At 71.2% G+C, this 13,038-nt stretch carries 11 protein-coding genes; 7 read left to right on the top strand and 4 right to left on the bottom strand.

Features of this window, described 5'->3' with window-relative positions; translation table 11 throughout:
* The first annotated feature begins 8 nt into the window (after window positions 1-8).
* Together ACFTXQ_RS05455 and ACFTXQ_RS05450 are read left to right on the top strand one after the other, a co-directional pair.
* Complete coding sequence (locus tag ACFTXQ_RS05455) at window positions 9-428, top strand: OB-fold nucleic acid binding domain-containing protein (protein WP_382636096.1); 420 nt, start codon at window positions 9-11, stop codon at window positions 426-428.
* A gap of 4 nt (window positions 429-432) precedes the next feature.
* Entirely contained in the window at window positions 433-1,185 is a 753-nt protein-coding gene (locus ACFTXQ_RS05450) for a DUF3159 domain-containing protein (protein ID WP_382636095.1), read from the top strand.
* A gap of 139 nt (window positions 1,186-1,324) precedes the next feature.
* On the opposite strand, the gene ACFTXQ_RS05445 is transcribed toward ACFTXQ_RS05450, so the two are convergent.
* Together ACFTXQ_RS05445 and ACFTXQ_RS05440 are read right to left on the bottom strand one after the other, a co-directional pair.
* The gene (locus tag ACFTXQ_RS05445; RefSeq protein WP_382636093.1) at window positions 1,325-1,987 is read right to left on the bottom strand and encodes a potassium channel family protein; all 663 of its coding nucleotides are present in this window, start codon (window positions 1,985-1,987) and stop codon (window positions 1,325-1,327) included.
* Window positions 1,984-2,652 (bottom strand): TrkA family potassium uptake protein, encoded by a 669-nt coding sequence (locus ACFTXQ_RS05440; RefSeq protein ID WP_030385679.1) that lies wholly within the window; start codon window positions 2,650-2,652, stop codon window positions 1,984-1,986. Before ACFTXQ_RS05440 ends, ACFTXQ_RS05445 begins: the two co-directional genes overlap by 4 nt.
* A 231-nt stretch (window positions 2,653-2,883) precedes the next feature.
* On the opposite strand from ACFTXQ_RS05440, the gene ACFTXQ_RS05435 reads away from it, so the two are divergent.
* Entirely contained in the window at window positions 2,884-4,938 is a 2,055-nt protein-coding gene (locus tag ACFTXQ_RS05435) for an APC family permease (protein ID WP_382636092.1), read from the top strand.
* A gap of 123 nt (window positions 4,939-5,061) precedes the next feature.
* On the top strand, window positions 5,062-6,393 hold the full coding sequence (locus ACFTXQ_RS05430) for a class I SAM-dependent RNA methyltransferase (protein WP_382636090.1): 1,332 nt from the start codon (window positions 5,062-5,064) through the stop codon (window positions 6,391-6,393).
* 12 nt (window positions 6,394-6,405) lie between these two features.
* On the opposite strand, the gene ACFTXQ_RS05425 is transcribed toward ACFTXQ_RS05430, so the two are convergent.
* Both ACFTXQ_RS05425 and ACFTXQ_RS05420 read right to left on the bottom strand, forming a co-directional pair.
* A complete protein-coding gene (locus ACFTXQ_RS05425) occupies window positions 6,406-7,596 on the bottom strand; it encodes a cytochrome P450 (RefSeq protein WP_382636088.1) in 1,191 nt (396 codons plus the stop codon).
* A 124-nt stretch (window positions 7,597-7,720) separates the two neighbouring features.
* Window positions 7,721-8,377: a 4'-phosphopantetheinyl transferase gene (locus tag ACFTXQ_RS05420; protein ID WP_382636086.1), complete on the bottom strand. Its 657-nt coding sequence runs from the start codon at window positions 8,375-8,377 to the stop codon at window positions 7,721-7,723.
* 329 nt (window positions 8,378-8,706) lie between these two features.
* Between ACFTXQ_RS05420 and ACFTXQ_RS05415 the strand changes: the two genes are divergently transcribed.
* The 3 genes from ACFTXQ_RS05415 to ACFTXQ_RS05405 all read left to right on the top strand — a co-directional run bounded on the left by ACFTXQ_RS05415 (window position 8,707) and on the right by ACFTXQ_RS05405 (window position 12,897).
* Window positions 8,707-9,549, top strand: coding sequence for a BTAD domain-containing putative transcriptional regulator (locus ACFTXQ_RS05415; protein ID WP_382636084.1), 843 nt, complete (start codon window positions 8,707-8,709; stop codon window positions 9,547-9,549).
* 132 nt (window positions 9,550-9,681) lie between these two features.
* Window positions 9,682-10,455, top strand: coding sequence for a thioesterase II family protein (locus ACFTXQ_RS05410; protein WP_382636082.1), 774 nt, complete (start codon window positions 9,682-9,684; stop codon window positions 10,453-10,455).
* Between the two features lie 249 nt (window positions 10,456-10,704).
* Window positions 10,705-12,897, top strand: a complete 2,193-nt coding sequence (locus ACFTXQ_RS05405) for a BTAD domain-containing putative transcriptional regulator (RefSeq protein WP_382636080.1) — start codon at window positions 10,705-10,707, stop codon at window positions 12,895-12,897.
* Window positions 12,898-13,038: the final 141 nt, after the last annotated feature.

The following is a 13,038-nucleotide window of genomic DNA, read 5'->3' as shown; positions in this document are numbered from 1 at the left end:
TTCTTGGTATGAGTGCTGAACCGCGTCCCGAGAAGTCCGCCAAGCCGGCCCGGCCGGCGGGCCGGTTCCGCCGGATGATCGAGCGGCTGTCCACCTCGCAGGAGGAGCTGCATTCGGCGGAGCTGCAGGAGGACGCAGAAGCCGCGGGCTGTACGCGGATCTGCGACTGTCACGACCGGCAGATAGTCAAGGTGACCGGGACGCTGCGTACCGTGACCCTGCGGCCGCGTGCGGGCGTGCCCGCTCTGGAGGCGGAGCTGTTCGACGGCTCCGCCGCGCTGGACGTGGTGTGGCTCGGGCGTCGCTCGATCGTGGGAATCGAGCCCGGTCGCCGCATGATCGCCTCGGGGCGCATCTCCCTGACCCACGGCCGTCGGGTCCTCTTCAACCCGAAGTACGAACTCCGCCCGCTCGGACAGGAGCACTGAACCGGTGACGTCATTCGACAAACCGACCACCCCGCCGGACCCCGCCCCGGCTCCGCCGCCGGCGCCCTCCGAGGTCGTCGCCGACGACCAGAGGGCGGTGACGCAGGCGGCGCTGTTCGACGCCTTCGGGGGCATCCGGGGCACCGTGGAGACGATGCTCCCCGGGCTGCTCTTCGTCATGATCTACACGATCAACAAGGACGTGAAGATGTCCGCCCTCGCGGCGGGCGCGGTCGCGGTCCTGCTGGTGATCGTGCGGCTGCTGCGCAAGGACACGGTGAAGCACGCCTTCAGCGGGGTGTTCGGCGTGGGCGTCGGCGTGGCCTTCGCGCTGTTCACGGGCACCGCGAAGGGCTTCTACCTGCCGGGCATGATCTACGGCGCGGGCCTGGGCGTGGCCTTCACGGTCTCGGCGCTGGTGGGCTTCCCGCTGCTGGGCGTGATCCTGGGGCCGGTGTTCAAGGAGAACCTGTCCTGGCGGACGCGCAATCCCGGGCGCAAGAAGGCGTACACCAAGGCCAGCCTGGCGTGGGGGATCATCTTCCTCGCCAAGTACGCGATCCTCTTCCCGCTGTACTGGTGGGGTGACGCGACGCAGCTGGGCTGGGTGCTGATCGCGCTGAAGCTGCCGCCGATGGTGCTCGCGGTGTACTTCACGTGGGTGTTCCTGGCGAAGGCGCCGCCGCCGATCGATGTGATCGCGGAATGGGAGGCCGAGGAGGCCGCCGAGGCTGCCGCCGGCGAGCGGAAGCCCTGACCGGAGCGACCGAGGGGCGGGGGTGACCGGTTGGTCACCCCCGCCCCTCGTGTTGTGCCTGTGCGGCGCCGCTGCCGGGGGCTCTGCCCCCGGACCCCCGCGCCTCAAACGCCGGCGAGGCTGGGGTTGCCCGCAGGGCCTAGCGGCGGGACTGGAGGAGGTCCTCCAGTTGTTCCTCGCGGGCCTGGGCGGCCACGAAGAGGAGTTCGTCGCCCGGTTCCAGGGTTTCCTCCGCGTGCGGGGTGAGGACCCGGTTGCCGCGGATGATGGTGACCAGGGAGGTGTCCTCCGGCCAGCTGATCTCGCTGATCTGGGTGCCCGCGACCGAGGAGTCGGCCGGGAGCGTCAGCTCCACGAGGTTGGCGTCGCCGTGGCTGAAGCGCAGCAGCCGCACCAGGTCGCCGACGCTGACGGCCTCCTCGACCAGCGCCGACATCAGGCGCGGCGTGGAGACCGCGACGTCGACGCCCCAGGACTCGTTGAAGAGCCACTCGTTCTTCGGGTTGTTGACCCGGGCGACGACGCGCGGGACCCCGTACTCCGTCTTGGCCAGCAGGGAGACGACCAGGTTGACCTTGTCGTCGCCCGTGGCTGCGATGACCACGTTGCAGCGCTGGAGCGCCGCCTCGTCCAGCGAGGTGATCTCGCAGGCGTCGGCCAGCAGCCATTCGGCCTGCGGCACCCGCTCCACCGAGATGGCGGTCGGAGCCTTGTCGACCAGGAGCACCTCGTGCCCGTTCTCGAGCAGCTCGCCCGCGATGGAGCGTCCCACCGCGCCTGCCCCGGCGATCGCGACCCTCATGCGTGTGCCTCCTCGGGCCCCTCGGCGAACGCCGCTTCCACCTTGTCGATCTCGTCCGTGCGCATCATCACGTGGACGAGGTCGCCCTCCTGCAGGACCGTCGCCGACGTGGGCAGCATGGCCTCGCCCAAGCGGGTGAGGAAGGCGACCCGGACGCCCGTCTCCTCCTGGAGCTTGCTGACCTTGTGCCCGATCCAGGCCGCGGAGGTGTGCACCTCGGCGAGCTGGACGCCGCCGCTCGGGTCGCGCCACAGCGGCTCGGCGCCCGAGGGCAGGAGCCGGCGCAGCATCTGGTCGGCGGTCCAGCGCACGGTGGCGACCGTCGGGATGCCGAGGCGCTGGTAGACCTCGGCGCGCTTGGGGTCGTAGATACGGGCGGCGACGTTCTCGACTCCGAACATCTCGCGGGCCACCCGGGCGGCGATGATGTTGGAATTGTCACCGCTGCTGACGGCGGCGAATGCGCCCGCGTCCTCGATCCCGGCTTCCCGCAGGGTGTCCTGGTCGAAGCCGACCCCGGTGACGCGGCGCCCGCCGAATCCGGCTCCCAGCCGCCGGAACGCGGTGGGGTCCTGGTCGACGACGGCGACTGTATGCCCCTGCTGTTCCAGGGTCTGGGCGAGGGCGGAGCCCACTCTTCCGCAGCCCATGATGACGATGTGCACGGCCGTCCTTCCGGCTGTCAGCGACTCGCTGGTTCCCAGCCTCATTGCATGCTCTGGCTTAACAGGGTCTCAGACCATGGCCCAAGCTACACACGGGCGGTCACCAGTGTGACCTCTTGTGGTGCTCCAGAGGTCCAGTCGGGGTCCAGTCGGGGAGGAATTGCGGCGGGATTGCAGTGTGAAGGGGTGGGGGGTTCGTCAGCCTGATTTCGAACGCTTACGATCCTCTGCGTGTCCAAACTGACCGACGTGCCCAAACGGATCCTGATCGGCAGGGCGCTGCGCAGCGACCGCCTCGGAGAAACACTCCTCCCCAAGCGGATCGCCCTTCCCGTCTTCGCCTCCGACCCACTCTCCTCTGTGGCATATGCCCCTGGCGAGGTCCTGCTGGTCCTGTCGATCGCGGGTGTGTCGGCGTACCACTTCAGCCCGTGGATCGCCGTCGCGGTCGTCGTGCTGATGTTCACGGTGGTCGCCTCCTACCGGCAGAACGTCCACGCCTATCCGAGCGGCGGCGGTGACTACGAGGTCGCCAACACCAACCTCGGACCCAAGGCCGGTCTCACCGTGGCGAGCGCCCTGCTCGTCGACTACGTCCTGACCGTCGCGGTCTCCATCGCGTCCGGAGTCGAGAATCTCGGCTCGGCCGTGGACTTCGTCGTCGAGCACAAGGTGCTCTCGGCCGTCGCCATGATCCTTCTCCTGACGCTGATGAATCTGCGCGGCGTGAAGGAATCCGGAAAGCTCTTCGCCATTCCGACGTACGTGTTCGTCGCGGGCGTGTTCATCATGATCGCCTGGGGTGCCTACCGGGGAATCGTCCTCGACGACACCATGAAGGCCCCCACGGCCGATTTGGAGATCAAGGCCGAACACCAGGGCCTGGCCGGCTTCGCGCTGGTCTTCCTGCTGCTCAGGGCGTTCTCCTCGGGCTGTGCCGCACTCACCGGCGTCGAGGCGATCAGCAACGGCGTCCCCGCGTTCCGCAAGCCCAAGAGCAAGAACGCGGCGACCACCCTCGCCCTCATGGGCGCCCTGGCCGTCACCATGTTCTGCGGCATCATCGGCCTGGCCATGACCACCAACGTGCGCATGGCGGAGAAGCCGGCCACCGACCTCCTGCGGAACGGCACCCCGGTCGGTGACGGATACGTCCAGAACCCCGTGATCTCGCAGGTCGCCGAGGCCGTCTTCGGAAACGGCAGCTTCCTCTTCGTGGTCCTGGCGACCGCCACCGCGCTCGTCCTGTTCCTGGCCGCCAACACGGCGTACAACGGCTTCCCGCTGCTCGGCTCGATCCTCGCCCAGGACCGCTACCTGCCGCGCCAGCTGCACACGCGCGGCGACCGGCTCGCCTTCTCCAACGGCATCGTGCTGCTGGCGGGCGCGGCCATCCTGCTCGTCTGGATCTACGACGCGGACTCGACCAAGCTGATCCAGCTCTACATCGTCGGCGTCTTCGTCTCCTTCACCCTGAGCCAGATCGGCATGGTCCGGCACTGGAACCGGCACCTGAAGGCCGAGCAGGACCAGGCGGTGCGCCGCAAGATGTTCCGCTCGCGGGCCATCAACGCCTTCGGCGCCTTCTTCACCGGCCTCGTCCTGGTCGTCGTCCTCGCCACCAAGTTCACGCACGGCGCGTGGGTCGCCCTGCTCGGCATGGTGATCTTCTACGGCACGATGACGGCGATCCGTAAGCACTACGACCGGGTCGCCTCCGAGATCGCCGCCGCCGAGGGCCCCTCCGAGGACAGCATCCGCCCCTCCCGGGTCCACTCCATCGTCCTGGTCTCCAAGGTCCACAAGCCCACCCTGCGGGCCCTGGCCTTCGCCAAGCTGACCCGCTCCGACACCCTGGAGGCGCTGAGCATCAGCGTCGACCCGGCGGAGACCAAGGCCCTCAGGGACGAGTGGGAGCGGCGCGGGATCAACGTCCCCCTCAAGATCCTCGACTCGCCCTACCGCGAGATCACCCGCCCGGTGATCGAGTACGTCAAGGGCCTGCGCAGCGAGAACCCGCGCGACGCGGTCAGCGTCTACATCCCCGAGTACGTCGTCGGACGCTGGTACGAGCACGTCCTGCACAACCAGAGCGCGCTGCGCCTCAAGGGCAGGCTGCTCTTCACCCCCGGTGTGATGGTCACCTCGGTGCCCTACCAGCTGGAGTCCTCGGAGATCGCGAAGAAGCGGGCCAAGAAGCGCCAGGAGTGGAACGCCCCGGGCGCGGTGCGCCGCGGTCCGGTGACCACCCCGCGCGCCCCCAAGGACCCCGCCGCGAAGGGCTGACCCGGTTGGTGAACGGCCGGACGAGATCCACGTAAACTGGTGGGTCGGCCGTCCGGCCGTTCTTTGCCTCTTCCCTTTCCCTTCCCTTTCTCTTCCCTTCCGTGACTTTGGAGTCTCCCCACCATGACCGAGCAGAACGAGAAGCAGTCACTGGTCGGGGAGGAGTACGAGGTCGAGGTCGGCCCCGTGGCACACGGCGGTCACTGCATCGCCCGGACCGCCGACGGCCGGGTGCTCTTCGTCCGCCACACCCTCCCCGGGGAGAAGGTGATCGCGAAGGTCACCGAGGGCGACGTCGACTCCCGCTTCCTGCGCGCCGACGCCATCACCGTCCTCACGGCCTCCAAGGACCGCGTCGAGGCCCCGTGCCCGTACGCCGGCCCCGGCAAGTGCGGCGGCTGCGACTGGCAGCACGCCAAGCCCGGCGCCCAGCGCCGGCTCAAGGGCGAGGTCGTCGCCGAGCAGCTGAAGCGGCTCGCCGGGCTCACCCCGGAAGAGGCCGGCTGGGACGGCACCGTCATGCCGGCCGAAGGGGACAAGCTGCCGGCGGGCCAGGTCCCGCAGTGGCGCACCCGCGTCCAGTACGCGATCGACGAGGACGGCAACGCGGGCCTGCGCAAGCACCGCTCGCACGACATCGAACTGATCGACCACTGCATGATCGCGGCGCCTGGCGTCAGCGAGCTCGGCATCGAGAAGCAGGACTGGCCCCAGATGGCCACGGTCGAGGCGATCGCCGCGACCGGCTCTCAGGACCGCCAGGTGGTCCTCACCCCGCGCCCCGGCGGCCGCCTCCCGCTCGTGGAGCTGGACAAGCCGGTCTCCGTCCTGCGCGTCGAGGAGAAGGACGGCGGCGTCCACCGCGTCCACGGCCGCCCCTTCGTCCGCGAACGCGCGGACGGCCGCACCTACCGGGTCGGCATGGGCGGCTTCTGGCAGGTCCACCCGCAGGCCGCCGACACCCTGATCAAGGCCGTCATGCAGGGCCTGATGCCGCGCAAGGGCGAGATGGCCCTCGACCTCTACTGCGGCGTCGGCATCTTCGCGGGCGCCTTGGCGGAGCGCCTCGGCGACACGGGCGCGGTCCTCGGCATCGAGACGACGAAGCGCGCGGTGGAGGACGCCCGCCACAACCTGGCGGACTTCTCCCGGGTCCGCATCGAGCAGGGCAAGGTCGAGCAGATCCTCCCGAAGACCGGCATCACCGAGTGCGACCTGGTCGTCCTGGACCCGCCCCGCGCGGGCGCCGGCAAGCAGACGGTCCGCCACATCGCCGGCCTCTCCGCCCGCCGCATCGCCTACGTGGCCTGCGACCCGGCGGCCCTCGCCCGCGACCTCGGCTACTTCAAGGAGAACGGCTACAAGGTCCGCACCCTCCGCGTCTTCGACCTCTTCCCGATGACGCATCACGTGGAGTGCGTGGCGATCCTGGAGCCCGTCGCGAAGGGCGACTGAGCCCGTGGGGGGTCAGGCGAGGGTCAGGGGGAGGGTCGTCAGGCCGCGGGTGAGGCGGGAGCGGTGCCGGGGCGGGGGTTCCTCGGGGGCGGTCAGGCGCGTGTTCGGGTAGCGGGTCAGGAGGGCGCGGAGGGCGATTTCCGCCTCGGCCCGGGCCAGGGGGGCGCCCGGGCAGCGGTGGATGCCGTGGCCGAAGGACAGGTGGCCGCCGGCGTCGCGGCCGAGGTCGAGGCGGTGCGGGTCGGGGAACGCCGCCGGGTCGTGGTTCGCGGCACCGGGGGCGATGAGCACCGGGAAGCCCGCAGGGATGTCGACGCCGCCGACGCGCAGGTCCTGCGTGCTGTGGCGGAAGGTGGCCACGCTCAGCGGTGAGTCGTAGCGGAGCAGTTCGTCGAGTGCGCCGGGGATCAGGTCCGGGTCCCGGCGCAGGCGGTCGAACGCCTCCGGGTGGCGGAGCAGGGCCAGGACGGCGTTGCCGATGAAGTGGGTCGTGGTCTCGTGCCCGGCGACCAGCAGGAGGGCGGCCAGGGAGACGGTCTCGTCCCGGTCCAGGCCGGCCTCGTCGCAGTCGCGCAGGAGGGAATGGAGCGGGCCGTCGCCGGGGGTGGCGCGGGCCGAGTCGATCAGGTGGGTGAGGTAGTCGCCGATGTGGTGCGACGCGGCGTCGATGCGGTCGGTGCCGGTCGCGTCGAAGAGGTCGTGGGATCGGGCGGCGAGGGTGGCGCGGTCGGGTTCAGGGACGCACAGGAGTTCGCAGACGACGGTGACCGGCAGGGGGACCGCCAGGTCCGCCACGAGGTCGATGTCCGTGCCCGGTCGCCACGTGGTCATGAGGTCGTCCACGACCCGGGTGATGTACGGGCGCAGTTCCCGGACGCGGCCGGTCGTGAACAGGCGGGTTGCCACGCGGCGGTGGCGGGTGTGTGCCGGGGGGTCGCTCGCCAGCATGTTGCGGGAGAGCGCCGGGTGCAGGTCGCGGTTCGAGGGCCGGTCGGCGAAGAAGCGGGCCGTGTCCTTGGACAGGCGGGGGTCCGTGAACGCCTCGCGGGCCTCGGGGTGACCGGTGATCAGGTACGCGTGGTGTCCGCCCGAGCCGGTGGGGATCCGCTGGACCGGGCAGCCTTCGCGCAGCCGGTCGTAGGTGGGGTGGGGATCGGCGAAGAAGCGTGGGTCGCGCAGGGGGTCCTGTCGCCGGGCGGTCACGATGCCGCGCCCGCGCGGTGGGGGAGTCCGGCGCGCCTCGCTTCGACGGGCGGCGCGATTCGACCTGTTGCTTCCTCGGCGTGCTTCGTTCTCATTCCTCAACGATGACCCATTGCGCCCTGGTTCAGTGGTCGATGACCACCGATGTGGTGAGCAGGGACCTCGCGACGAGCCAGCGGCCCGTCATCGAGGTGAGCGGGCGGCCCCGCAGGGTGGGGCCCGTGCGGTGGAGCGTCGCGTGGAAGGTCCGGGTGGAGCGGTCGAACTCCAGGGTGGCCTCGAGGAAGTCGAGGCGGCGGCGGGCCAGGGGGAACCAGGCCTTGTAGACCGATTCCTTGGCGCTGAACAGCAGGCGGTCCCAGTGGACTTCGGGCGCCGATGCACGGAGAGACGCGAGGTGGGCGAGTTCCTCGGGGCGGGCCACGGCCTCTAGGACGCCTTCGGGCAGCGGGAGATGGGGCTCGGCGTCGATGCCGAGGGAGGCGATGTGGTCGGCGCGGGCCACGGCCGCGGCGCGGTAGCCGGAGCAGTGCGTCAGGGTGCCGAGGACGCCCTCGGGCCAGACGGGTTCGCCCTTGTCGCCGGTCGGGATCGCGACGGGCTCGTGGCCCAGGTCCCGTAACGCCAGCCGGGCGCAGTGCCGGGCCGTGGTGTACTCGCGGCGCCGGCTTTCCACGGCCCGGGCGACGACCGCCTCCTCGCCGGGGTACAGGGCTGCCTCGGGCGGGTCCCCGAACGCCTCGGCGGACGCCGCGCCGCGGGGCAGGATCACCTCGATCACGACGTCAGCCGTCGGTGCGGCAGGGGTGCGGCCATCGGCGGACCTCTCTTCTCGGGTGGGAGGGGGAGGCGGCCGCCGCGGCGCCCGCACGCGCGGCCCGTATCGCTCCGGATGCCGGCGGCACACCGGCGTGTTCACGCCCCGCTCAACACCACCATGAAGATCCTTCTTCCGGGATGCCAGTAGGGATTCGGCCGGTTCCCGACGGCCTCGCCAGCCTGGTCCAGGGCCGGTTGAGGCTCACTCGCACATGTTTGGACCGCCTCGTGACAACCGTGTTGACTGTGTAGTACACGAAGAATCGATCACCGGGAACCGGAGTGTCAGCCATGCAGTTCAACCTCATCGGCCCGTTCGAGATCATCACTGATGACGGCAGAGCACACATGCCCCAGGCCCCGAAAATTTGCCAAATGCTTGCGGTTCTCGCCTTACAACCCCGCGAACTGGTACCGGCGGACCTCCTGATCCAGGAACTGTGGGGGGACGGGCCCCCGCCACGCAGCGCGCGCAAGACGTTGCAGACGCACGTCTACCACGCGCGCAGGATGCTCGAGGAGGAGAACCTGACGGCTCCCGGGCGGGAGCTGCTCGTCACCAAGGCGCCCGGATACGAGTTCCGGGTCAACGACGACGAGGTCGACGCCGGCCGGTTCGAGCGACTGGTCCGGCAGGCCCGCCGGGAGGTGGAGGACGGGCAACTGGAGGGCGCGGCCCGCCTGGTGAGCCGCGCCCTGGCCCTGTGGCGCGGCCCGGTGCTGAGCGGTGTGCCGGTCGGTTCGGTGCTCGTCAGCCGGATCGCGCGGCTGGAGGAACTGCGGATCAGCGCGCTCGAACTGCGCATCGAGATCGAGTGCTGGCTCGGCAGGCTGCGCGAGGTGCTGCCCGATCTGCGCTGCCTGGTCGAGGAGTTCCCCCTCCACGAGCGCTTCCACGGCCAGCTCATCATGGCGCTGAACCACGCGGGACGCCGCAGCGAGGCCCTGGAGGCGTACCGCACGCTCTACCGGCTCCTCAAGCGGGAGCTGGGCCTCGAACCCTCCGAGGACCTGCAGCGCCTCCACTCCGAGATCCTCAACCCCACCCGGTGCGACGAGCCCTTGAAGGTCCTTCACCTCCCCGATGCCGGCCGCGGCCTGCACACCCACCCGGACAGACCCGTGGTCGCCTGATGCCCGGCCAGTGGGGCGCGAGTGGGGGCGGCGGGTGCTCGGGAGTGACGCGGGTGTTGACGGTCGGCGCGCAGCATGGGGCGTAGGGGCGGCCGGGCCGGCCGCACGGTGTGACGGTGATCGGGGAGTGGCATGGGCAGTGAGTGGTTCCGCAGGTTCGCCCCGGCGGACGGGGAGCACCGGGCCGGGCGGGGCGGTGTGCGGCTGTTCTGCTTCCCGCACGCGGGCGGCGCGGCCAGCACCTTCACCCCCCTGTCCAGAGAGCTGTCGGGGAGCGTCGACGTCCTGGCCGCCCAGTATCCGGGCCGCCAGGACCGCCGGCGCGAGGAGCCCGTCGCCGACATCGGACGGCTCGCCGACGCCCTCGCCGACGCCGTGCTCGTGCAGGCCGAGGAGGAGCCGTACGCCTTCTTCGGGCACAGCATGGGCGCGGTGCTCGCCTACGAGACGGCCCGCCGCATCGTGCGGCGCCAGGCGGCCGGCCCCCTCCGGCTGTTCCTCTCGGGCAGGGGCGCACCCGCCGCCACCCCCGACGCGCGTGACCGGCTGCGGACGGACGCCGACATCATCGCCGCCATACGCAGCCTGGGCGGAACCGCGCCCAAGGCCGTCGAGGACCCCGAGCTGCGGGCCATGGTCATGCCCGCGCTGCGCGCCGACTACCGGGCGATCGGCGCGTACGCCTGGGAGCCGGGCGAGCCGCTCGACATCCCGTTCACCGTGCTGATCGGGGACAGCGACCCCGTGGTCGGCGTGGCCGAGGCCGACGCCTGGCGGGACTTCACCACCGCCCCCGCGTCGACGAAGGTCTTCGCCGGGGGGCACTTCTACCTCGACGCGCACATCGAGGAGGTGGCGAGGACCGTCACCGAGGCCCTGGGGGTGCAGATTCCCGTACGGACCTGACGGCGGCCGGACGGGCCCTCCCCCGGCCCGTCCACGCGCAATGGTCCGGTCCAAAGGGCACAGTCGAACAACGTTGCAGGTGGTCGGGCCCTTCCGGCCGACTGATTTGTCTGCGCTTGGACCGCCCCCGTGCACCATAGTGACCGGATCTTGGCCGATATGGCAGGCGGCTGTGGCGCCGGCGCCGGCGCGCATCACGGGCCGCCCAGAGGTCCGTTCATTGCTCGGATCATCGAGTTGGGGGAATTGATGCAGTTCCGGATGCTGGGGCCGCTGGAAGTCGTCGACAAGGGGAGAACGGTCGGACTGGGGGGTACCAAGCAGCGGGCCACGCTCGGCTTCCTGCTGCTCCAGGCGAACAAGGTGGTGGCCACGAGCCAGCTGATGAACGCCCTGTGGGGGGTCGACGACGCCCCCACCACGGCGCGCAAGATCCTGCAGAACGCGGTCTACGGCCTGCGGGGGGCCCTGTTCTTAGGACAGACGGAGCGAGATCCGGGTGCCACGGCACTCCTGACACAGCCGCCGGGCTACATGATGCGGGTGGACCCTGACCAGGTGGACCTGTACCTGTTCCAGAAGTGGGTGACCCAGGGCCGCGAGCAACTCGCCATCGGGGCCGCCGAGTCCGCCTCGGCGCTGCTGAGCGACGCGCTCGCGCTGTGGCGCGGGCCCGCCCTCGCCGACCTGGTGGAGGCGGGCATCCAGTGGCCCGAGCTGGCCGCCGTCGAGAACACCCGGCTGGAGGTCATGGAGGACTACTTCGACGCGCAGCTGGCCAGCGGCGGCCACCACTCTGTCCTCGTGGAACTGGAGACGATGGTCCAGGCCGAGCCGCTGCGGGAGCGGTCGTGCGGTCAGCTGATGCTCGCCCTGTACCGGTGCGGGCGGCAGGCGGACGCCCTCAACGCGTACAGCAGGGTCAGGGCCGTCCTCGTCGAGAGCCTGGGCCTGGAACCGGGCCACGCCCTGCAGCAGTTGCAGCAGGCGATCCTCGTCCAGGACCCCGCCCTCACCCTGGCCGAGACCGGCACGCGCGGCCCCGTCACCGCGGCGGCCGAGGCGCCGCCGGCCCTGCGGGAGAAGGGGTCCTCCGGCGGACCGGCCGGCCCGCCGCGGGGCGCCGAGACCACCGTGCCCGAGCAGCGCACCGGCTCCGAACGCCGCAGGGTCAGCGTGGTCTCCGTACGCACCCGGCTCGCCCCCTCGCTCGCCGACGGTGCGACCCCGGACCTCGACGCCCTGCTGGAGGGCGCGGGCCAGCTGGTCAAGGAGCAGATCGAGCGGTTCGGCGGCACCGTGATGGCCACGATCGGCTCCGTCTCCCTCGCCCTGTTCGGGCTCCAGGCGCCCGGTGACGACGACGCGCGGCAGGCGGTCCTCGCGGCGCTCGCGATCCGCGACGTACTCGACGTCTCCGCGGGGGCCGGCCCCGAGGCGGCCCAGCTGACCGTGCACTGCTCGGTGACCAACGGCGAGGTGCTGCTGCGCCGCAGGGGCCCCGAGGACGCCCCGACCGTGGTCGGCACGGTGCTCGACGAATCCCAGGCGCTGCTGTCCGAAGTGCCCGCCGGAGCGGTCCGGGTCAGTGACGCCGTACGCCGGGCCAGCGAGGACGCCGTACTGTACTGGCTCGCCGACCCGGCGGCCGCGGGCTGGCAGGCGCTGGGCGGGCGCGACGAGGAGCACACCGAGGCCGGTGGTGGCGAGGCGTACGAACTCGACATCCTGCGCGGGCTCGTGAAGCGCGGCCAGCACCGGGGCGTGCCCCACCTGGCGACGGTCCTGGGCGAGGGCGGTACGGGGAAGAGCAGGCTGCTGCGGGAGTTCGGGCGCTGGGTCACGGTGCGGGGCGCCGGTTCCCGGGTCCTCACCGCACGCGTTCCGGCGCCCGCGGAGGACGCCTGCCTCCTGCGGGCCCCGGCCCAGATCCTGGACGCCTACTGCGGCATCCGTGCCGGCGACGACGAGGCGGCGGCGCACGGCGCGCTCGTCCGCGCCGTGCGGTCGCTGTTCCAGTCCGAACGGACCTCGGAGCTGTTGATCTCCCGGCTGCGCCCGCTGGTGGCCTCGGGCGACTCCAATGCCGACATCCACTTCGGGGAGCTGTGTCCGACCGAAGTGCTCGACGCCTGGGGGCAGTTCCTCCAGGAGGCCGCGCGGCAGGAGCCCCTCGTGCTGTGCATCGACGACCTCCACCGCGCCGACGACGTGGTCCTCGACGCCGTCGAGGAACTCGCGGAGACCGCCGGCTCCGGGCCGCTGCTGGTGGTCGCCGCAGCCGGCCCCGAGCTGCTGCTGCGCCGTCCGAGCTGGTCCGGGGGCAAGAGCCACGCCACCACGGTCACCCTGGGCCGGCCGGAGCGCGTCAGCAACGAGCAGCTCGTGGAGCTCCTCCTGTCGGCCGCGCGCAGCGAGGGCACCGAGAGCGTCACCGGATGACCGGCGGCGCGGTAATGCCGTGTGCCCGGTCCGCGTCCGGCACCAGGGAACTCACCTTCCGGTAATCGCCCCGCGTCCGGGCGCCGCGTGTTCACCTTCGGGTAATCGCCGCCCATCGGGAGAGCGGACGCACACCCCTTT

Source organism: Streptomyces sp. NPDC057010 (genome assembly GCF_042673805.1).
Lineage (GTDB): Bacteria > Actinomycetota > Actinomycetes > Streptomycetales > Streptomycetaceae > Streptomyces.
The sequence above is the reverse complement of the archived record's forward strand: the minus strand, read 5'-3'. Positions and strand labels throughout refer to the sequence as shown.

What these genes read in the sequence shown, in the direction of transcription:
- ACFTXQ_RS05455 (WP_382636096.1), top strand. Translation starts at nt 9, where the DNA reads ATGAGTGCTGAACCGCGTCCCGAGAAGTCCGCCAAGCCGGCCCGGCCG.
- ACFTXQ_RS05445 (WP_382636093.1), bottom strand. Translation starts at nt 1,987, where the DNA reads ATGAGGGTCGCGATCGCCGGGGCAGGCGCGGTGGGACGCTCCATCGCG.
- ACFTXQ_RS05430 (WP_382636090.1), top strand. Translation starts at nt 5,062, where the DNA reads ATGACCGAGCAGAACGAGAAGCAGTCACTGGTCGGGGAGGAGTACGAG.
- ACFTXQ_RS05415 (WP_382636084.1), top strand. Translation starts at nt 8,707, where the DNA reads ATGCAGTTCAACCTCATCGGCCCGTTCGAGATCATCACTGATGACGGC.
- ACFTXQ_RS05410 (WP_382636082.1), top strand. Translation starts at nt 9,682, where the DNA reads ATGGGCAGTGAGTGGTTCCGCAGGTTCGCCCCGGCGGACGGGGAGCAC.
- ACFTXQ_RS05405 (WP_382636080.1), top strand. Translation starts at nt 10,705, where the DNA reads ATGCAGTTCCGGATGCTGGGGCCGCTGGAAGTCGTCGACAAGGGGAGA.